The organism is Thermosediminibacter oceani DSM 16646, from assembly GCF_000144645.1.
Classification (GTDB): domain Bacteria; phylum Bacillota; class Thermosediminibacteria; order Thermosediminibacterales; family Thermosediminibacteraceae; genus Thermosediminibacter; species Thermosediminibacter oceani.
The window spans coordinates 777781-797785 of the sequence record NC_014377.1; the positions used below are offsets into that span (position 1 = coordinate 777781).

The 20005-nt window shown below is 43.3% G+C and carries 16 protein-coding genes and 1 pseudogene; 12 read left to right on the forward strand and 5 right to left on the reverse strand.

All coding sequences use genetic code 11. From position 1 onward, the window contains the following. Window positions 1-10 precede the first annotated feature (10 nt). Entirely contained in the window at window positions 11-544 is a 534-nt protein-coding gene (locus TOCE_RS03935) for a folate family ECF transporter S component (RefSeq protein WP_013275595.1), read from the forward strand. A gap of 93 nt (window positions 545-637) precedes the next feature. On the opposite strand, the gene TOCE_RS03940 is transcribed toward TOCE_RS03935, so the two are convergent. The 3 genes and pseudogenes from TOCE_RS03940 to TOCE_RS12900 form a co-directional block, all read right to left on the reverse strand. Next, on the reverse strand, window positions 638-1330 hold the full coding sequence (locus TOCE_RS03940; RefSeq protein ID WP_013275596.1) for a DUF1638 domain-containing protein: 693 nt from the start codon (window positions 1328-1330) through the stop codon (window positions 638-640). 796 nt (window positions 1331-2126) lie between these two features. Then, window positions 2127-2255, reverse strand: a pseudogene (locus tag TOCE_RS12895) (IS110 family transposase); the annotation flags it as partial. A 238-nt stretch (window positions 2256-2493) separates the two neighbouring features. After that, the gene (locus TOCE_RS12900) at window positions 2494-2742 is read right to left on the reverse strand and encodes an IS110 family transposase (protein ID WP_223156857.1); all 249 of its coding nucleotides are present in this window, start codon (window positions 2740-2742) and stop codon (window positions 2494-2496) included. 597 nt (window positions 2743-3339) lie between these two features. On the opposite strand from TOCE_RS12900, the gene TOCE_RS03945 reads away from it, so the two are divergent. From TOCE_RS03945 to TOCE_RS03965, 5 genes are all read left to right on the forward strand, one after another. Then, the gene (locus TOCE_RS03945) at window positions 3340-3978 is read left to right on the forward strand and encodes a cobalamin B12-binding domain-containing protein (protein ID WP_013275597.1); all 639 of its coding nucleotides are present in this window, start codon (window positions 3340-3342) and stop codon (window positions 3976-3978) included. Continuing rightward, window positions 3979-5334, forward strand: coding sequence for a uroporphyrinogen decarboxylase family protein (locus TOCE_RS03950; protein WP_013275598.1), 1356 nt, complete (start codon window positions 3979-3981; stop codon window positions 5332-5334). It begins immediately after the preceding gene. 147 nt (window positions 5335-5481) lie between these two features. Continuing rightward, window positions 5482-6711 (forward strand): MFS transporter, encoded by a 1230-nt coding sequence (locus TOCE_RS03955; protein WP_013275599.1) that lies wholly within the window; start codon window positions 5482-5484, stop codon window positions 6709-6711. A gap of 174 nt (window positions 6712-6885) precedes the next feature. Further along, complete coding sequence (locus TOCE_RS03960) at window positions 6886-7539, forward strand: cobalamin B12-binding domain-containing protein (protein ID WP_013275600.1); 654 nt, start codon at window positions 6886-6888, stop codon at window positions 7537-7539. A 19-nt stretch (window positions 7540-7558) separates the two neighbouring features. Next, complete coding sequence (locus TOCE_RS03965; protein ID WP_013275601.1) at window positions 7559-8305, forward strand: GntR family transcriptional regulator; 747 nt, start codon at window positions 7559-7561, stop codon at window positions 8303-8305. A gap of 22 nt (window positions 8306-8327) precedes the next feature. Here the strand turns inward: TOCE_RS03965 and TOCE_RS03970 are convergent, their stop codons facing one another. Continuing rightward, entirely contained in the window at window positions 8328-10100 is a 1773-nt protein-coding gene (locus tag TOCE_RS03970) for an ASKHA domain-containing protein (RefSeq protein ID WP_013275602.1), read from the reverse strand. A gap of 464 nt (window positions 10101-10564) precedes the next feature. Between TOCE_RS03970 and TOCE_RS03975 the strand changes: the two genes are divergently transcribed. Further along, window positions 10565-11380: a methyltetrahydrofolate cobalamin methyltransferase gene (locus tag TOCE_RS03975; protein ID WP_013275603.1), complete on the forward strand. Its 816-nt coding sequence runs from the start codon at window positions 10565-10567 to the stop codon at window positions 11378-11380. Window positions 11381-11646: 266 nt separating this feature from the next. Here the strand turns inward: TOCE_RS03975 and TOCE_RS03980 are convergent, their stop codons facing one another. Then, window positions 11647-13407 carry an ASKHA domain-containing protein gene (locus TOCE_RS03980; RefSeq protein ID WP_013275604.1) on the reverse strand — a complete coding sequence of 587 codons (1761 nt, stop codon included), beginning with the start codon at window positions 13405-13407 and terminating at the stop codon, window positions 11647-11649. A 453-nt stretch (window positions 13408-13860) separates the two neighbouring features. Between TOCE_RS03980 and TOCE_RS03985 the strand changes: the two genes are divergently transcribed. The 5 genes from TOCE_RS03985 to TOCE_RS04005 all read left to right on the forward strand — a co-directional run bounded on the left by TOCE_RS03985 (window position 13861) and on the right by TOCE_RS04005 (window position 19971). Beyond that, complete coding sequence (locus TOCE_RS03985) at window positions 13861-14763, forward strand: amidohydrolase family protein (RefSeq protein WP_013275605.1); 903 nt, start codon at window positions 13861-13863, stop codon at window positions 14761-14763. 228 nt (window positions 14764-14991) lie between these two features. Then, a complete protein-coding gene (locus TOCE_RS03990; protein ID WP_013275606.1) occupies window positions 14992-15408 on the forward strand; it encodes a 4Fe-4S binding protein in 417 nt (138 codons plus the stop codon). Window positions 15409-15420: 12 nt separating this feature from the next. After that, window positions 15421-17307: an anaerobic carbon-monoxide dehydrogenase catalytic subunit gene (gene cooS, locus TOCE_RS03995; protein WP_013275607.1), complete on the forward strand. Its 1887-nt coding sequence runs from the start codon at window positions 15421-15423 to the stop codon at window positions 17305-17307. A gap of 15 nt (window positions 17308-17322) precedes the next feature. Beyond that, the gene (locus tag TOCE_RS04000; protein ID WP_013275608.1) at window positions 17323-18105 is read left to right on the forward strand and encodes an ATP-binding protein; all 783 of its coding nucleotides are present in this window, start codon (window positions 17323-17325) and stop codon (window positions 18103-18105) included. A gap of 186 nt (window positions 18106-18291) precedes the next feature. Further along, on the forward strand, window positions 18292-19971 hold the full coding sequence (locus tag TOCE_RS04005; RefSeq protein ID WP_013275609.1) for a formate--tetrahydrofolate ligase: 1680 nt from the start codon (window positions 18292-18294) through the stop codon (window positions 19969-19971). Window positions 19972-20005 lie beyond the last annotated feature (34 nt).

Here is a 20005-nt window from a genome sequence, read left to right on the forward strand (position 1 = left end):
AGGATATAAAATGAATTATTTTAAATCGAGAAAAATCACCTATATTGCCATGTTCATCGTGCTCAACATAGTGCTTACGAGGATAGGTAGTATACGGATAGGCTTTGGAGGAGTGGAGTTTGGAAGGTTTGGATTTGGAGGATTTCCTACTATATTTGCGAGCATTGCAATGGGACCGGTTGCGGGTGGTATAGTGGGTGCCGTGGGGGATTTGATCGGTTACTGGATAAACCCCATGGGGGCTTATATGCCGCATTTTACGTTAACAGCAGCATTAGACGGTATAATACCCGCGCTGGTACTACGAATTTTTAAAACTAAACAACCCGCTTTTTGGCAGCTGTTTTTAGCTATTGCAACAACGCAGATAATAACATCGATTATACTCGTCCCGTATTTCCTCTATAAACTGTTCGGTGTTCCGCTAGTCTACAAAATTCCCTCAGCAATTATAGGCCAGGCTTTTCATATACCTATATATACAGCATTTGCTAGAATTCTTTTAAAGAGAGTAAATTTTAATCCGGTACTTTCAAAAAATTAAAGGGAAGCTATTTCCTAGGAAATGAAAAGGAAAACGGGGGAGGAATAGCTACCTCCCCCGGGGTTGACATTGGCTCCGTTTCAGGTAGAAGCCTTAATGAGAAAGCCTCAATGTTTGGTAGTTGGTTTGCGCATTGTAATTATATCCTAGATGCGCGATATTCACTTTTTCTCCTCGATTGACAATGCAAAAATTATCATCGTAAGGGCCTGTTAACATTTTTTTAAGCAACCACAAATCACCCTTTTCTATGATTAGCTCTAACCCGGCAATTTCGGCAATTTTTTGAGCTTCATTCAAACAATCTGCCACGTTGTACGCTCCTGTATCTATAAGTATAAGTTTATTATAATTCTTTAGCATGTACCGGAAAATTTTTATGGCCTTTTCTTCCCCATAACGCTCTAAAGCATACTTGTAGTCCATCATGAAGCTTCTGGGACTATTTATCCAGCCTCTGGTAAGATAATAAGCATCTTTTGAACGTTTAAGCTCTCCCGGTTTACTCAATAATAGGGAAATACAATCATCGGTTTTCGGAAAAATCAAATTTGCGGTAGAGGCTGTCAAACCCAATATTGCATTGCCGCAAAAACCATATGCCAATATTATGTTGTCGACGTTTTTTTGAGAGTCGATTTCCTGCTGAAGCTTTGACCTCAAACGATCGGGGTCTAAATGGTATTCCGAGTCCAACCAGATGACGGGATATTCACAGCGCGTTTCCTTAATTGCCAGGTTTAATTCATCGTATATCGTCTGACAAGCTAGGACGACAGTTTTCACCGGTTTCTCACTCCTTAAATTCTTAGGTTATCCTGCTCTTTACACGGCTGTTCTCGCAATTATTTACGACGGAGGCACTTACGATGATAAATGGTATCTCCTTCAATAAAAGTCTTGCTCTTACATTTTTTGGGCGAGCCATATTCTCCCCGTTGTGAAAGGTCTTGTTGGGAGGTTGGCTCTTTAATTTTTACTTAACTTTTTTTTTACACATTATACTATCCTGATACTATTATAACTAAAAAAATATTAAAATTAAAGAAATAAATATATTTAAAAATTATGTCAGATGCCTATATATTTCAAGCTTAGCAGCGCCAGATATGGGGCATGCTTTCGCCACACTAAAAATAGCAATAAAATATATTTTTGTATTCTTCAATCAAAAATAATGATAAATTAAAATTCAAAAACACTTGACAATTCAGTCGAACTCGTATATACTAGTATTAAAACATGTATATACATCTTTTTAAGAATTTTTACTAAAAGTCTCCGCAAAGGGGGCGATAGTGTACATTAGGATCGACAAGACAATTTTAAAGTTGGAAAGTATTACGTACTACAAAGCCGCTCCAGACAGACTGGGGCGGACAATTTGCTGGCGGAATGGAGAATTAAAAGCCGCTCTATTTCCTTAACAACAAGCAAAGTAGGATAAGAAAAAAGCACGAGGCTAGTCAGAAAATATTCTTTAAGCAAGAAATCAAGCGGTTAATATCCGTTCTGCTCAGTTCCGCCAAAATATGAACATCCAACGGGTCGCTTTTTGCGTCGGAAGGCTTGCGTCGCTGGCCAACAAGCGGTCAGTCAATACCAGCACTCTTTCATGCTGGTGCTTGGTTACCTCTTGATACTTAGTCTGATAATAAGCTCTATATTCCTCGTTGTGCACCGGCAACGAGTTAGCAGCCAGGACCAAGTATGTTAGAGAACCTCAAAGCAAGAAGATTCAGAGCTCGATTTTTCTCCTCCACTATAAGGTGGACAAGGCGCACTCTAAGCCGGGTGAGCTGACGCAGGGGTTCTGTAACAGAAGGCTCATGACTGTAACGTAAGATGCCCGAAGCGTATCTTTTCTGGATTATGTAAGCGTCAATAAATGTCTTAAGGAACTTTGATCCAAATGCTCTTTTAAGCCGGCTACGAGAGAAGGATTAATTTCAAAAACCTCGACCGAATAAGGCTTCAAATGAGGAGAATCCATTAAGAAGTACACCATAAACTGAAGTAGCTTCCAGACCTATATTGATCTTAGTGACATTATTAGCGATGGAATCCAATGCCTGAACTAAGGTGTTGACACCCTCGAGATTATTGGGAAGGGATCTGGAAGAAGAAAGTTGAATACCCTGTTCATCAATGCATACTAAATCCAGCTTAGAAGCGCTGACATCGATACACGCAAAGATAACCTAAGCCAAGGTAGATACCTCCTTAAGTTGCCCAGGATTAGGGGCGTGCCCTGCGAGTGCAACACCTAACAACCACGCGGCGCGATAAGAGCTTGACAGGGCAACTGTGGGTGCACCCCTGGCCTGCTGATCCCAGGGGCCGGAAGGCCTGTTGGCTCAGCTCATGCGTAAGAAATCAGTGCTGCACCGCAGGGGTCTTACTCTTTTCTGAGTAGTCACCAGTTTTCACGGGCTACAGGAGGTGATAAGAGTGACCCTAGACCAACCCAATTTAAAATTTTCGCCAAGGCACGGAACATGTTTTCATGGCACCTGAAATAGATATAATAGGCAATTTTGATTCTTCAAATAAAAATAATAATAAATCAAATACTGAAAATACTTGATAATCCGGTCGAACTAGTATATGCTTAAGATATGTATATACATCTTTTTTCTGAAGTTTTAATAACGGGGCCTTGAAGGGGGCGATAGTAGTACATAGGTCGGTAAAAGCGAATATAAAGTTGAAGGGCATTATGTATTTATGAGGATTAAAAAAATACAGTAATTGTGAAATTAGCATTTTGCAGTCTTAACGAGGAGGAATAAATCATGATAAATTTAGATGAGTTAAAAAAGGCAGTCGGCGAATTGGATGAGGAAAAGGTAAAGCAAATGCTTACGGAGTTCGTTGAATCAAATCCCACCGAAGAGGAAGCACAGAAAATAGTTGTCGCATGTCAGGAAGGAATGGGAATAGTAGGAGACCTGTTCGAAAAAGGCGAATACTTTGTGGGTGACCTTATTTTCGCCGGAGAACTGCTTACGGAAGCCATCAATGTCCTAAAATCTGTCATAGGTGGTAAAAGTGCGCAGAAGGTAGGCACAATAGTACTGGGCACGGTTCACGGCGATTTGCACGACATCGGCAAAAATATATTCCGCAGTATGGCCGAGGCTGCTGGATTTGAGGTGTACGATTTGGGGATCGACCAGCCGGTGAGCGCCTTTGTGGAAAAGGTAAAGGAAGTCAAACCGGATATAGTGGGAATGAGCGGGGTTCTCACGCTCGCCATAGAATCCATGAAGGCCACGGTGGAAGGGCTAAAGCAAGCCGGTTTGAGAGATAAAGTCAAGATTATAATCGGGGGCAATCCCGTGACAAAAGAAGCCTGCGAATACGTAGGAGCCGATGCCTTTACGACCAACGCCGCGGAAGGCGTTAAAATATGTCAGGGGTGGGTGAAATAAATGACAGATGTGAAAGCATTGCAGCAGGAAAGAATAAGCATATATCAAGATGTCTACAACGATAAAATTCCAAAGAGAGTGCCTGTAAATATAGGCCTTCCATTTGAGGTTATAGCCCAGTTCGGCGGTCTGGACCTTTGTGAAGCCCAGTGGAATCCGGCCATTGTTGAAGAAGCCGTTGACAAAATATGCCAGACGGTATACTCGGACATATGCGTCTTTATGGGATCTATGAGATATCCTTCTTTCTATGAAATACTAAAGTCCCAGTCCTTTCGAATGGCTTCAAACGGATTTATCCAGCATCCCGAAGTAACGGGTATGTTTCCGGAAGACTATGACTATCTAATTGAAAATCCTTATGACTGCCTTCTCGAAAGGGTTATTCCGAGACAGTACAAAGCGTTTAATCCGGAAGATCCCATAAATTGCGCAATTAATTTAGCTAAAAGTATATTGGCGTACAACGACGATTTTATGCAATCGGGAATAATCATAAAGAAAATGGAAGAAAAATACGGATATTATCCCGGGGGATTATTTTCGGGCGGTTTTACGGAAGCTCCATTTGATTTTTTGTCAGATCAACTAAGGGGTTTCAAAGGAATCAGCATGGATATAAGGAGAATGCCCGATAAAGTGGCGGCAGCCTGCGACGCTCTCTATCCGATAGTATTCAAAATGGGCTTACCACCGGCAAATTCAAACCAGATATTTATCCCCTTGCACATGCCGCCATTTATGAGGGAAAAGGATTTTGAAAAATTATACTGGCCGAGTTTCAAGAGGCTGCTGGATGAATATGCATCAATGGGTATTCACTGCATCTTATTCTGTGAGCACGATTGGACGAGATACCTTGATTATCTTTATGAACTTCCGACCGATACGATTCTATGGTTCGAATACGGTGATCCGAAGGTTATAAAAGAAAAGCTGGGCAAGAAGCACATAATTACGGGTCTTTATCCAGTAATGAATCTTAAGACCAAAACGAAGGAAGAATGCGTAGAGGAAGTCAAGAGGTACATCGATATCCTTGCTCCGGGCGGCAAATATATATTTAACTTCGATAAGACTCCTCTGCTGTATGGTGATATTAAATTAGAATGCCTGTGTGCGGTGGCCGAAACCGTAAGGGATTACGCCGTTTACAGCAATGCGGGTGAAACTGCCGGTATGGTATTTAATAAAGAAGATTATAAAGTGGAACCTTCAAGAAAATTCGAAAGCAAATACTATAAGACCTGGGAGCAATACAAGGCGTTGAACCCAGAAGTTTCGGATTTCGGCAGGCCGAAACTTGAGAACCTTGAAGAAACTATTTTCCATTATTTGATGTTCCTTCTCGTATAAAAGCGATTTACGGCGGTACTTTGCGGCTTGAGATAGAAAAATACATAACCAAAGAATAGGAGTGCCATCACGCTCGGTGCATGAGCGTGATGGTATTTTATTCCTTTGATTTCACAAACAAAATTCTCAGAAAGGGGTATGTGGTTGATGGGTGATAATATAAAGCCGCACTCTTCGTACCGGTGGGTCATTCTCGCCATTACGTGTTTGGCGACATTTATCGGATGCTATGCCCAGTTTCAGATCCCGTCCCTTGCGTATAAACTTATCCCCGACCTCAATCTAACACCTTCCCAGTACGCCAGCATCCTGTCGGCGCCCATGCTGCCGTCTATCTTCTTTAGTATTGCTGTCGGGGCATTGGCTGACCGATTCGGAGTGAAAAGGGTCGTTACCGTAGGTTTTCTCTTCGCGATAGTGGGGATCACCTTTCGCTTTACAGCGAAAAACTACTGGCAGATGTTAATCCTGATGGCTATGGCCGGGTGCAGCTCGGCTTTCCTGAACGCCAATATCTCAAAACTGCTGGGAGCATGGTTTCCTCCGGAGAAAATCGGCAGCGCTATGGGAGTGGTATTGGCTTCCGCTACTGGCGCAATGGCCATCGGTACAGCTACATCGGCGATGTTCCCGTCCATGAAGAGCGCATTCATTACCGCTGGTGTGATATGTGCGGTAATCGCTGCCCTCTGGGTGTTGTTCATGAAGGATAAGCCCGAAGGAGCACCGGATTTGCCGGCCATGCCGGTGATCAATTACCTGGGTGTCGCTGTTAGAAGCAGGAGTATATGGCTGGTGGGTTTTGCCATGATGTTCATAATGGGTGCCATGATGGCCTTTTCAGGTTTTCTCCCCAATGCGCTTTACGCCGTAAGGGGGATAGATCCCGTTAAGGCCGGTTTTATAGCTTCCCTTGGAACCATAGGGGGATTTGCGGGCAGTATACTCGGCCCCGTTATTTGCGACCGCCTGGGCTATATGAAGCCTTTCCTGATCACAGCGGCCCTTTTATCGGCTGCGGGCATGTTCTACGCCTGGCAGACGCCTCTGGGCGCCATCATGTGGGTGCTGTTCATTATTAATGGTTTTATGAACGCATCTATATCACCGATGCTGATGTCCTTTCCCATGCTGCTTCCCGAAATAGGTCCGGTTTACGCCGGCAGTGCCGGTGGACTCATTGCCACCATGCAGCTGATTGGGGCTTTTTGCATCCCGACATTTGTCATCGCTCCACTGGCGGGTACAAATTTTAAACTTATGTTCGGTTTGGCTGCTATGTGCTATTTATTGGCTGCAGTTGTATTTTTGTTCCTTCCTGAACTCGGTATAAAGGCCCGCTGCAAAACCGCTGCCGGTTCCTCTCGCACTGCTTAAGTATATATAAAGAGCCATTTCTCATCCCTCCGGTTAGGTCTTGTTTCTGGTAGAGGGTGGGGAGTGGCTCAATTTTATTAAAATTTCCTTTTTACACAATTATACGCACTTAATTCTCCAGCGGAATTGAAGAACATAAATTAAAAGTATATAATTGTACAGGGAGGGGACTTTATGAAGAATCTAATAAGTGTAGAAGAATCGATAATAAAGGCGGTAGAAGAATTGAATGAAACGAAAGTTATTAGGTTGGCGAGCAAAGCGCTGAATGCAGGCATGGATCCGCTGTTCTTGCTAGATTTAATAAAAGAAGGCGTAAAAAGAGTGGGGAAATTATATGAGGATCAAAAATATTTTATAGCTGATTTAATTATGGCCGGTCTTATTTTTAAAGAGGTTTTGGAATTGGAAAAAATGAAATTAAAATTCCAGAGAAAGAGTAATGAGATATTGGGAAGGGTGATAGTGGGAACGGTCAAGGGTGATTTGCATGATATTGGGAAAGAAATTTTTGAAGGCCTGATGAAGGCGAACGGGTTTGAAGCCATTGACCTGGGGGTAGATGTATCGAAAGAGGTGTTCACTAAAAGCGTCATTAAGTACAAACCCGATATTGTAGCATTAAGCGGTGTTCTAACGTCCACTATAGACTCGATGAAGGAGATTGTAGATGCATTGGTTGAAGCTGGAGTAAGAAACGATGTTAAGATTATTTTGGGTGGAAGTCATTTAACGAAGGAAGCCTGCGATTATATAGGTGCTGATTTTTACACAAATGATGCTTCTGAAGGTGTCAGACTGTGTAAACAAATGCTTGGGAAAATATGATGGGGTGCGGTGGGATAATATGCGGTTGCCTATCTATCTTAAAATTGCCAAAGATATTAAAGAAAAAATAAAAAACGGCGAACTTAAGCCGGGAGACGCTATCTATTCCGAAAATACTTTATGTAAGACATATAAAGCCAGCCGTATGACGGTCAGGAGAGGGCTGGCATTGCTTGCCAATGAAGGTTATATATATTCTATTCCCGGGAAAGGAAATTTTGTTCGAGAGCCGGATAATAATATCTATACACTGTATTACGATGAAATGAAAAATTTTATCAGCAGTGTTGATAAAACAAAACTTTTGGAAGTCAATATAATTTTGCCTAACTATAAATTAATGAATAGTTTACAGATCACAAAGAATAAGAAAGTAGTTGTAATCAGGAGGCTCTTTTTTACTGAGGGAGAACCTGTAGCTTACGATGTAAAATACCTGCCTTATTGTAAGGGGTTGCCGATTGTCGAAAAAGAAATACGGTATGCAACTTTTCCAGAGATGGTTGCAAAAAACACCTCGCTTTTTGCGATAAAAAAAGAGCTTATAATTTACGCTCAAATTCCTGACGAGGAAACGAAAAAGTATCTCAATATATATAACGAGTTACCTTTAATGGTGGTGGAGCAGAAACTCTATAATAGAGAAGGAAAGCCGATCGGGTTGGGAATAACGTATTTCAGGGGGGATTACTGCAAGCTGTATGCCGAATCGTATTTTTCTGAAAGCAAAATAAGTGAAAAATACAAAAACCAGGCTGAAACTTGATAAAATTGGATAAAAAATAGTTTTAACGGTATGAATTATTACACTTTGAGAAATTCAAATTTTTAAGGTACTCCTTCTGGAAATATGGATTTGTAGCTAACTCTATATGCGTTACCTTTCTTTGAATATCGTAGGTTTTTTCGCGAATTTCTTTAGACAACATGAAAAGTTGTACTCCAGCCCCTGCTGCATTGCCTATGGAACGGGTCGGAACGCCCCAAGAAGGCAAAAGGCCAATATATTGCCCCTTTTCAATGTCGATATAATTGCCGAAAGCTCCGGCAATGAGAATTTCCTTGAGCTGTTCCGGTTTAATTCCATATTCCTGAACTAAAAGGTTACACCCGGTGTATATGGCTGATTTTGCCAGCTGAACAGCCCGAATATCTTTTTGAGTGATATATATCTTTTGGCCGTTTTGAGACTGTTCTTCGGTAGCGAGAATGAAGCAATTTATACCGTCTATTGTTTCCAACCGGTCTGCCAGTCCTCTGTATTCCGGAGGGCATGTATTGAGATATTCTTCTTTTTTCAGCAGTTTTCCAGTCTCCGTAATAATACCAACCCTCAGCATTTCCGCCACTGCGTCGATTAATCCGGAACCACAGATACCGGTGGGCTTACCACCGCCTATTACTTTAATGGCAATGTTTCCGTTTTGAAGATTTACCCTCTCTATAGCCCCGGTGGTTCCCCGCATACCGAACTGTATCCCGCCTCCCTCTAGAGCCGGTCCTGCAGCCGTTGAAGCGGCGAGCATTCTGTCTTTGTTTCCGATGACGATTTCGCCATTTGTTCCCAAATCTATTATCAATCGATATCCGAGATGATCGGTTTCGGGGAGAGAAAGTAATACTGCTAAAGTATCAGCGCCTACAAAACCTCCGATCAGGGGCAAGAAGTATACGATTGCGTTAGGATTTATGTTTATATTAAGCTGTTTTGCTTTCGTAACGACACCGCTCGTTGTGGTGCTGGTAAACGGGGATTTACCAAGAAACTCGGGATTTAAACCCAAAAACAAGTGCTGCATCGTAGAGTTTCCGCAGAGAGCAACGTAATAAATATCACCGTTATCGATATGGTGTTCGTTCACGGCCTGTTCGACTAATTGATTGATCGTGTCTAAGATTTTCTCCTGAAGTTTTGCCAGGCCACCGGGATTATTTATGCAAGCGAGGATTCTTGTAATTACATCGGCACCTTCGGAAACCTGACCGTTTAATGCCGAATAAATACCCATCCTTTCTCCCGTGTGAAGATTGTATAAATATGCTACTACCGTTGTGGTGCCAACGTCTATGGCAAAACCGTATAAGTCTTTTTCGGTGTTGTTTACGTCCAGGTCTAGCAGCTCGTTGTGCCAATAAGTGAGTGTGATACCGCTTATATCCTGCTTGTGCAAAATATTTGATAATTTTTGAAGCAATTCCAGTGAAGGAGTTTTTATATCGACATTCAATAAATTATTTATGTTTTCCCAATCACCCGAACAGGGAGGGGTTTTGAGGGATTCTTTTTCTATATAAACTTTTTTTACGGCAGGGTCAAATTCGACAGGTATAAGATCGCCTTCTGTCAGAATATTGACCTTTTTATTTATCTGATCTCTCTTCAACAGTATTATTAGCTCATCGCTCACTTTTTCCTGGCATGCTAGAACCTCTTTTGTTTCCCCGTTTTTGACAATTTCCACTTTGCATTTTCCGCAGGTCCCCCTGCCTCCGCAAACCTGATCCAGTGGAAAACCTGCAAAGGCGCAAGCGGATGCAATTGTTTCGCTTTCGCCAATCATAATTGTTTTGTTTAGATTTGGGAAATGGACCCTGACCTTTTTAGCCAGAAGAATCTCCCCTTTCGGACAGATACTTTTTATTTTTACAATCTTACTCTAATATTATCAAATTTCAGCCGAAAGTCAAAATTATTATTTTTTGCTTTTCCAGAAAGATAATTAAAAAGTGCTTAAAATCCGTTAGTGCAATGTAGAAAAAATTTCGGACCCTTCATTTAATCTAGAACATTATAGCAGAATAATTACAATTTCAAAATGAATTACATTGACAAATATTAAAAAATGTGTTAACTTAAATCAAAGAATATACATGTATATACTAGTTTGGTTTATTTTCTATCAGGGTGCATTTTGCGCAGGTCTGGCGGATAAATCTTCTGGCTGTAATATGTAAGGTGCCCGGAGGGGACCGTTCTGAAAACAGCAAATTATAAAAATTTAATATAAAAAGGGGGAGAACAAACATGATTATAATTGGAGAAAAAATCAACGGTACAATTCCGCGTGTCAAAAAGGCTATAGAAGAAAGAGATGAAGCTTTTATTCGCGATCTTGCCGTTAAACAGGCAGAAGCAGGCGCCGATTACATCGATGTGTGTGCGGGGACAGCCCCGGAGGTAGAGGAAGAAACTTTAAAATGGCTGATGGAAATTGTCCAGGATGCGGTTGACAAACCTCTATGTATTGACAGCCCAAATCCTAAAACCATAGAGCATGTATTAAAATATGCGCAGCAGCCCGGAATAATAAATTCGGTATCCGAAGAAAGGAATAAATGCGAAATTATATACCCCCTGATAAAAGGTACCCAATGGCAGGTCATCGGGCTTACTTGTGATAATAGAGGAATTCCTTCGGACGTCCAGACAAGGATAGATATAGCAAAAATACTTGTTGAAAAGGCCCAAAAATATGATATTAGCCCCGAGCGGATACATATAGATCCCCTGGTCATGGCACTAGCGACTGATAACCAATCGGTGCAGAAGTTTGTCGAAACATTGGTCAGTATAAAAAAGATCTTTCCAAACGTCAAGGTCACTTCGGGATTAAGCAATGTTTCTTTCGGCATGCCCTTGAGAAAAGTGATCAATCAAGCCTTCTTAACTGTAGCGATCTTTGCAGGAATGGATTCAGCCATCATGGATCCGTGCAATAGAGAAATGATGACAACGCTGCTGGCGGCCGAAGCAATAGCAGGCCAGGATAGACATTGCAGAAAATTCTCTAATGCGTATCGAAAAGGATTGATTGGTCCTAATAAAGACGCTGCACGCTGATGTAAATTAAAAGCAAGGTATGTGTAATCGAAAAGGATTATTAAAGAAACGGGGGAGGAATAGCTGCCTCCCCCGGGGCTGACTCCTTGGCTCCATTAAAGGGTAGAACCCTTAAAGAGAGAGCTTTAGTGTATGGTAGTTGGTTTGCTCATATTGTAAGTTTTCACCGGTTTCTCACTCCTGTAACTTTATTAAGATATCCGGTAGCGAGCCATATTCTCCCCGCTGTGTAATATTATGGGGAGGATGGCTCGCTAAGTTTTTATTTAACTTTTTCTTGAGAATTTCATATTTCTAACGAATTCATTTTGGAAATATGGATTTGTAGCTAACTCTATATGCGTTACCTTTCTTTGAATATCGTAGGTTTTTTCGCGAATTTCTTTAGACAACATGAAAAGTTGTACTCCAGCCCCTGCTGCATTGCCTATGGAACGGGTCGGAACGCCCCAAGAAGGCAAAAGGCCAATATATTGCCCCTTTTCAATGTCGATATAATTGCCGAAAGCTCCGGCAATGAGAATTTCCTTGAGCTGTTCCGGTTTAATTCCATATTCCTGAACTAAAAGGTTACACCCGGTGTATATGGCTGATTTTGCCAGCTGAACAGCCCGAATATCTTTTTGAGTGATATATATCTTTTGGCCGTTTTGAGACTGTTCTTCGGTAGCGAGAATGAAGCAATTTATACCGTCTATTGTTTCCAACCGGTCTGCCAGTCCTCTGTATTCCGGAGGGCATGTATTGAGATATTCTTCTTTTTTCAGCAGTTTTCCAGTCTCCGTAATAATACCAACCCTCAGCATTTCCGCCACTGCGTCGATTAATCCGGAACCACAGATACCGGTGGGCTTACCACCGCCTATTACTTTAATGGCAATGTTTCCGTTTTGAAGATTTACCCTCTCTATAGCCCCGGTGGTTCCCCGCATACCGAACTGTATCCCGCCTCCCTCTAGAGCCGGTCCTGCAGCCGTTGAAGCGGCGAGCATTCTGTCTTTGTTTCCGATGACGATTTCGCCATTTGTTCCCAAATCTATTATCAATCGATATCCGAGATGATCGGTTTCGGGGAGAGAAAGTAATACTGCTAAAGTATCAGCGCCTACAAAACCTCCGATCAGGGGCAAGAAGTATACGATTGCGTTAGGATTTATGTTTATATTAAGCTGTTTTGCTTTCGTAACGACACCGCTCGTTGTGGTGCTGGTAAACGGGGATTTACCAAGAAACTCGGGATTTAAACCCAAAAACAAGTGCTGCATCGTAGAGTTTCCGCAGAGAGCAACGTAATAAATATCACCGTTATCGATATGGTGTTCGTTCACGGCCTGTTCGACTAATTGATTGATCGTGTCTAAGATTTTCTCCTGAAGTTTTGCCAGGCCACCGGGATTATTTATGCAAGCGAGGATTCTTGTAATTACATCGGCACCTTCGGAAACCTGACCGTTTAATGCCGAATAAATACCCATCCTTTCTCCCGTGTGAAGATTGTATAAATATGCTACTACCGTTGTGGTGCCAACGTCTATGGCAAAACCGTATAAGTCTTTTTCGGTGTTGTTTACGTCCAGGTCTAGCAGCTCGTTGTGCCAATAAGTGAGTGTGATACCGCTTATATCCTGCTTGTGCAAAATATTTGATAATTTTTGAAGCAATTCCAGTGAAGGAGTTTTTATATCGACATTCAATAAATTATTTATGTTTTCCCAATCACCCGAACAGGGAGGGGTTTTGAGGGATTCTTTTTCTATATAAACTTTTTTTACGGCAGGGTCAAATTCGACAGGTATAAGATCGCCTTCTGTCAGAATATTGACCTTTTTATTTATCTGATCTCTCTTCAACAGTATTATTAGCTCATCGCTCACTTTTTCCTGGCATGCTAGAACCTCTTTTGTTTCCCCGTTTTTGACAATTTCCACTTTGCATTTTCCGCAGGTCCCCCTGCCTCCGCAAACCTGATCCAGTGGAAAACCTGCAAAGGCGCAAGCGGATGCAATTGTTTCGCTTTCGCCAATCATAATTGTTTTGTTTAGATTTGGGAAATGGACCCTGACCTTTTTAGCCAGAAGAATCTCCCCTTTCGGACAGATACTTTTTATTTTTACAATCTTACTCTAATATTATCAAATTTCAGCCGAAAGTCAAAATTATTATTTTTTCATTATAGAGTGATCCGGCATTTTTTGCTGAAAACTATCGCAGAATAGTTTCGATTTAAAAATGAAGAACATTGACAAATATTTAAAAATGTGTTAACTTAAAAATGAATGAATGATATGGATCTATTATAAACTTTATGTATTCACACCCAAATCTTAAAACCATATAGCAGTTATAGTAAAAGGTACCTAATGGCAGTCATTGGGCTTACTTGTGATAATAGGGCTTTTAAGGCAATAGCAGGGGAGAAAAACAAGCGGAAGATGCATATCGAAGGGGTTTGATCGGTTCTAAATATGCGGGATGATATAGTGTTTATAGATTCTCACATACATATATCTTTAAACGGCATCAATTCAAAAGATTGGCGCAGAGTATTGGTAGAAGGTAGCTTTAAGCCAATAATCGAAATATTAGATTTATACAAAAGCAAAAACATCCTGATACTTCGCGATGGCGGTGACAATCTTGGAGCATCATTAGCCGCTAGGGAAATGGCCAGGCAAATGGGTATCATTTATAAAACTCCCGGATGGGCGATTTACAAAGAAGGAAGGTATGGAAGTTTCATAGGCAGACCGGTAGCCGATATTAGCGATTTCAAAAATATGTTCGATGAACTATTGAAAGTTAAGCCCGACCACCTTAAGGTTGTATTAACGGGAATTGTGGATTTTGATTCGTACGGACAATTTGGCGGAGTCTCTTTTTCTTATGAAGAATTGTATTACATTGTTCAATGGGCGAAAGATAAGGAATTACCCGTAATGGTACATGCGAACTCATCTGCGGCGGTCAAAATGGCCATCGAAGCTGGAGCCGATACGATAGAGCACGGGTATTTCATCACCGATGAAGAGCTGCACATGATGGCTGAAAGAGATGTAATATGGGTGCCGACACTGTCACCTCTGGGTAATATTATTGAAAACGAGGATTTGGGATATCGATATCCTAATCAGATTCAAAACATTAGAAGGATCTATAATGAACATTTACAAGCTGTCAAAAAAGCGATTGATCTAGGGGTGAAAATTGCTATCGGAAGTGATTCGGGCTCATTCGGTGTGTATCATTCTCAGGGTTTTTTCGATGAAGTAAAACATATAAAAAAGTGCGGAATTCCTGAGAATCAAGTATTGAAGATGGCCTTTGTAAATGGAATAAAAGCTTTGGGTATAAAGCACTCTGAACTAAAATTGTTGGAAAACTGATAATACTTTGTGAACTATTCGGTTTTCCGCGATCTACAAAATGTCCATGGCATACCTCTTCTAGGTTCAAACACGCCTACTATTTTCAGTACCAATACGAAAGATAGCTGTAACTTTTCTACATATTGTTATTACTCGGTAAAAATTGATAATATTTTAACAAAATATTTTTATAAAAATAGCAAGCTTGTGAAAATATTAACAAATTTGTGCGAGAGGAGAAATGATATGGTTAAAATCCTTTTCGAGAAGGATAAATGCCTGGGCTGCAAGACGTGTGAACTTGCCTGTGCTGCTGCCCATTCAAAGGCCGGAACTTTGCTGGGTGCTATAAAAGAAAAAGCGGTTTCCCGAATTAGAATAAAGGTCAAAAACGGTAAGCTTAGAGTAGAGCAATGTTCCCTTTGCAGTAACCCCAAGTGTATTAGTGCCTGCCCGGCCGGTGCCCTGAGCAGGAGTGAAGCCGGTATCATCAAAGTAGATACCCCCTCATGCAATAAGTGCGGTATGTGTCAGGATGCGTGCCCCTTCGGTGCCATCGCCTTAACCGATTATCCCACCGTTTGCGATCGCTGTGTAGAACTGGATGAACCCTCCTGTGTAAAAGCATGCCCAACGAGGGCGCTAAAGATAAAAGCTGTCTAGGGAGGTATATTTATGGAAAACTGTGGGTGCATCACATGCGATGCAGCGACAAAAGAGTTGTACGAAAAGGCTAAGAATGAGGGAATAGAGACGGTATGGGACCGCGCTCGCGCTATGCAACCCCAATGCGGCTTCGGAGAGATGGGACTATGCTGCACCAACTGTGGCATGGGGCCATGCAGGATCGTAAAGGTTTCGAAGGATGGCCCCCAAGCGGGAATATGCGGGGCAACCGAGGACACCATTGTAGCGAGAAACTTTGCTAGATCGGTTGCTGCAGGTGCTGCGGCCCATTCCGATCATGGAAGGGATATTGCCCTAGCCCTTTACCACGTCGATGATAAAGCCCGGATAAAGGATGAAGAAAAGCTATTTAAATTAGCCGATGAGTGGGGGATTACGGTAGAAGGGAAAGATACCGTACAGGTCGCTAAAGAAGTCGCTGAAAAGGCTCTTGGAGAGTTCGGCAAAGTATTTGGAAACCTGCTATTTTTAAAGAGGGCTCCTGAAAAGAGAATTAAATTATGGGAAGAAACAGGGGTAGCTTCCGAGGCTATAGATAAAGAAATAGTAAGGGTCCTGCACTCTACTCATATGGGGTGTGATGCGGACTACAGGAATATTATCAGGCAAGCTATAAGGGCCGCCATGACTGACGGATGGGGAGGCTCCATGATCGGCACGGAGTTGAGCGACATTCTGTTCGGTACTCCCATGCCGAAGAAAGTAGAGGCCAACCTGGGCGTTTTAAAGAAGGAATATGTGAACATAGTGGTACATGGCCACGAGCCGACGCTGTCCGAGGCAATCGTAGTGGCGGCTAGAGACCCGGAACTCGTGGAACTTGCGAAAAAACAGGGAGCAGAAGGTATAAACGTAGCGGGTATGTGCTGCACGGGCAACGAGATTGCCATGAGGCACGGAATCCCGATGGCAGGTAATTTCTTCCAGCAAGAACTGGCGATTATGACCGGCGCCGTTGAGGCTATGATAGTTGATGTGCAGTGCATAATGCCCTCCCTAGCCACAATAACTAAATGCTACCATACGAAGTTGATTACTACCTCTCCGAAGGCAAAGATCCCGGGAGCAACACATATAGAATTCGACGAACAAAAAAGTTTTGAGATTGCTAAGAGAATCGTAAAAGAAGCGGTAATGAATTTCAAAAACAGAAAAGGAGAAGTTCATATTCCCGATGAAAAAAGCGAGGGGAGAATAGGATACAGCCTTGAGGCGATAATCAAAACCCTCGATCGGGTAACGAATACACACGCCCATCCTTCCGGAACGGTAAAACCCCTCGTAGATGCGATAAAATCGGGTGTACTCAGGGGTGCGGTAGCGATAGTAGGCTGCAATAACCACAAGCAGCCACACGATTCGTGCCACGTCACCCTTGCAAAGGAGCTTCTTAAGCGGGACATACTTGTTGTGACGACGGGGTGCGGTGCCCATGCCTGCGTTAAAGCGGGCCTAATGAGCGATGATGCTAGAAAATATTGTGGAAAAGGACTCGCCACAGTGTGCGAACTACTCGACATACCTCCCGTGCTCCACATGGGATCCTGTGTAGATATAAGTCGTATTTTGGTACTGCTATCTGAAGTTGCGAAATATATAGGAGGGGACATCAGCGATCTACCGGTAGCTGCGGCGGCTCCAGAATGGATGTCGGAGAAGGCTCAGGCTATAGGGCTTTATGCTGTAGCCTCCGGTGTGTACGTTTTACTGGGTGTGGCACCTGCTGTAACCGGTTCGGAGAACGTTGCAACCTACCTGACTAAAGACATTGAGAGCGTTTTTGGTGGTAGGTTCGAAATAGAGAGTGATCCAGTCAAAGCTGCAGAAAAAATTGCAGCTCACATCGAAAACAAACGGAAAAGGCTTGGAATATAAGTGAGGTTAAGAGGTATGAAGATAGCTGTGACCGGCAAGGGCGGGGTCGGCAAAACCACCCTTGCCGGTGTCCTCGCTAAAATTTATGCTGCAGAAGGCTACAGGGTTATGGCTGTGGATGCGGATCCGGATGCTAACCTGGCAGCTGCGCTAGGATTCCCGGAGGATAAGCTGAATAAAATTTTACCTCTTTCTGAGATGAGAGATCTCATAGCGGAAAGGACCGGAGCTCAGCCCGGTCTTATGGGCCAGATGTTTACACTGAATCCGAAAGTGGAAGATATACCTGAAAGATTTTGCGCCGAGCATGAGGGCGTGAGACTGCTGGTAATGGGCGGTATAAAAAAGGGTGGTTCGGGTTGTGCCTGCCCGGAACACACCTTTTTACGGGCTATAATGCGCCACCTGCTACTTGAGAGCAAAGATGTACTGATAGTGGACATGGAAGCAGGGATCGAACATTTGGGGAGAGCCACGGCGGATGCGGTTGATGCCTTCATAGTCGTGGTCGAACCCGGTTTGAGGAGTATCAATACCTATCACTCGATAAAAAAACTTGCCGCAGATATAGGTATACCTCGGGTGCTGGTGGTAGGAAACAAGATAGGAAACATCGATGATGAAAAGTTCATAAAAAGCAGCGTGGGGGAAGAAAAACTCCTTGGTATGATAAAATATGACCCACGAATTGCTGAAGCCGACCGGAATGGTCTTTCACCCTATTACACCAGCGAGGAAGTGAGGCAAGCTGTTGCCGCTATCAAGGACGAAATTGACAAATTGGTATGTGCCGGTTAATTCGAGAAAAGTCACCCGGGTCGGAGCAGCGGATTTTATGACAAAGCTCGGCTTTGCCCCGGGGCTTAAAACAGTTTCTCTATCCGCTCTCTGAACCGCCATGGATTAAGGTGTTTTTATAGTTCGTAGGATTAAAATATTTGAAATTTAATATAAAATTAAAAAAGAAGAAAGGAGTGTCAAATTATGTCATTCAAAAGCGATATTGAAATAGCTCAAGAGGCAAAGCTCGAGCCCATTAGGGACATTGCTGCTAGGATTGGTCTATCCGAAGACGACATCGAATACTATGGGAAGTACAAGGCGAAAGTTGATTACAACATAATGAAGCGGTTGGAAAACAAAAAGGACGCAAAGCTGATACTAACCACGGCCATAAACCCCACGCCTGCGGGCGAAGGTAAGACCACCACCACCGTTGGATTGGGCGATGCCCTGAGGAAATTGGGTAAGAACGCCGTCATCGCTCTCCGGGAGCCCTCGCTGGGGCCGGTCTTCGGTGTAAAAGGCGGAGCAGCCGGTGGCGGTTACGCACAGGTAGTACCCATGGAAGATATAAACCTGCATTTTACCGGAGACCTGCATGCAATAACTGCAGCCAATAACCTGCTGGCGGCAATGGTTGATAACCACATATACCAGGGAAATGAACTGGGTATTGATCCGCGACGCGTCGTATGGAAGCGTTGTATAGACATGAACGACAGGCAGCTGCGGTTTGTCGTGGACGGCCTGGGAGGAAAGGCTAACGGGGTTCCGAGGGAAGACGGCTTCGATATAACGGTCGCTTCCGAAATCATGGCCGTTTTCTGCCTGGCTACCGATCTGGAAGACCTGAAGAATCGTCTTTCCAGAATAGTGGTTGCATATACTTATGATGGGAAACCGGTTACCGCCGGCGACCTGAAAGCCCAAGGTGCCATGACCGCTCTCTTGAAGGACGCCTTTAAACCCAACCTGGTCCAGACCCTTGAAGGTACTCCTGCCTTCGTCCACGGAGGTCCTTTTGCAAATATAGCTCACGGCTGCAACAGCATTATAGCCACTAAAATGGCGATGAAGCTGGCCGATTATGTAGTAACCGAGGCGGGATTCGGTGCCGACCTCGGTGCCGAAAAGTTCCTGGACATAAAGTGCAGATTTGCGGGCATAAGACCCAATGCGGTGGTAATCGTAGCCACGATCAGGGCTCTGAAATACAACGGAGGCGTACCTAAGGAAAAGCTGAATGAAGAAAATCTGGAAGCCCTCCGGAAGGGTCTACCGAACCTTCTGAAACATGTGGAAAACATAACGGTTAAATTCGGACTGCCGGCTGTGGTTGCTATTAACCGCTTCCCCACCGATACTCAGGCGGAGCTGGACCTGGTAAAAGAAGAATGCAAGGCTTTGGGAGTAAATGCGGTTCTTTCTGAAGTATGGGCAAAAGGCGGTGAGGGTGGTATTGATCTGGCCAAAGAAGTGCTCCGCATCATAGACGAGGGCAAGAACAATTACAAACCCATTTACCCGCTGGAAATGGGTATTGCAGAGAAGATCGAGACCATAGCGAGAGAGATTTACGGCGCGGATGGTGTTGAATTCACCGCAGCCGCTAAGAGGGAGATAGAGACGATCGAAAAAATCGGTTTCAGAAATGTACCGGTTTGCATAGCAAAGACGCAGTACTCCCTGAGTGACAATCCTGCTTTGTTGGGAAGACCCACCGGATTTAAGATAACGGTAAGAAATGTGCGCATTTCCGCGGGCGCTGGGTTTGCCGTGGCCCTGACCGGTGAGATAATGACAATGCCGGGACTGCCCAAACGGCCCGCTGCGGAAAACATAGATGTTGATGAAAACGGAAGGATAAGCGGCCTGTTCTAATGAGAGAAGCTACTAACGGACTTTGATCGGGGGA

What these genes read in the sequence shown, in the direction of transcription:
- TOCE_RS03935 (WP_013275595.1), top strand. Translation starts at nt 11, where the DNA reads ATGAATTATTTTAAATCGAGAAAAATCACCTATATTGCCATGTTCATC.
- TOCE_RS03945 (WP_013275597.1), top strand. Translation starts at nt 3,340, where the DNA reads ATGATAAATTTAGATGAGTTAAAAAAGGCAGTCGGCGAATTGGATGAG.
- TOCE_RS03950 (WP_013275598.1), top strand. Translation starts at nt 3,979, where the DNA reads ATGACAGATGTGAAAGCATTGCAGCAGGAAAGAATAAGCATATATCAA.
- TOCE_RS03955 (WP_013275599.1), top strand. Translation starts at nt 5,482, where the DNA reads ATGGGTGATAATATAAAGCCGCACTCTTCGTACCGGTGGGTCATTCTC.
- TOCE_RS03960 (WP_013275600.1), top strand. Translation starts at nt 6,886, where the DNA reads ATGAAGAATCTAATAAGTGTAGAAGAATCGATAATAAAGGCGGTAGAA.
- TOCE_RS03965 (WP_013275601.1), top strand. Translation starts at nt 7,559, where the DNA reads ATGCGGTTGCCTATCTATCTTAAAATTGCCAAAGATATTAAAGAAAAA.
- TOCE_RS03970 (WP_013275602.1), bottom strand. Translation starts at nt 10,100, where the DNA reads ATGATTGGCGAAAGCGAAACAATTGCATCCGCTTGCGCCTTTGCAGGT.
- TOCE_RS03975 (WP_013275603.1), top strand. Translation starts at nt 10,565, where the DNA reads ATGATTATAATTGGAGAAAAAATCAACGGTACAATTCCGCGTGTCAAA.
- TOCE_RS03980 (WP_013275604.1), bottom strand. Translation starts at nt 13,407, where the DNA reads ATGATTGGCGAAAGCGAAACAATTGCATCCGCTTGCGCCTTTGCAGGT.
- TOCE_RS03990 (WP_013275606.1), top strand. Translation starts at nt 14,992, where the DNA reads ATGGTTAAAATCCTTTTCGAGAAGGATAAATGCCTGGGCTGCAAGACG.
- cooS (WP_013275607.1), top strand. Translation starts at nt 15,421, where the DNA reads ATGGAAAACTGTGGGTGCATCACATGCGATGCAGCGACAAAAGAGTTG.
- TOCE_RS04000 (WP_013275608.1), top strand. Translation starts at nt 17,323, where the DNA reads ATGAAGATAGCTGTGACCGGCAAGGGCGGGGTCGGCAAAACCACCCTT.
- TOCE_RS04005 (WP_013275609.1), top strand. Translation starts at nt 18,292, where the DNA reads ATGTCATTCAAAAGCGATATTGAAATAGCTCAAGAGGCAAAGCTCGAG.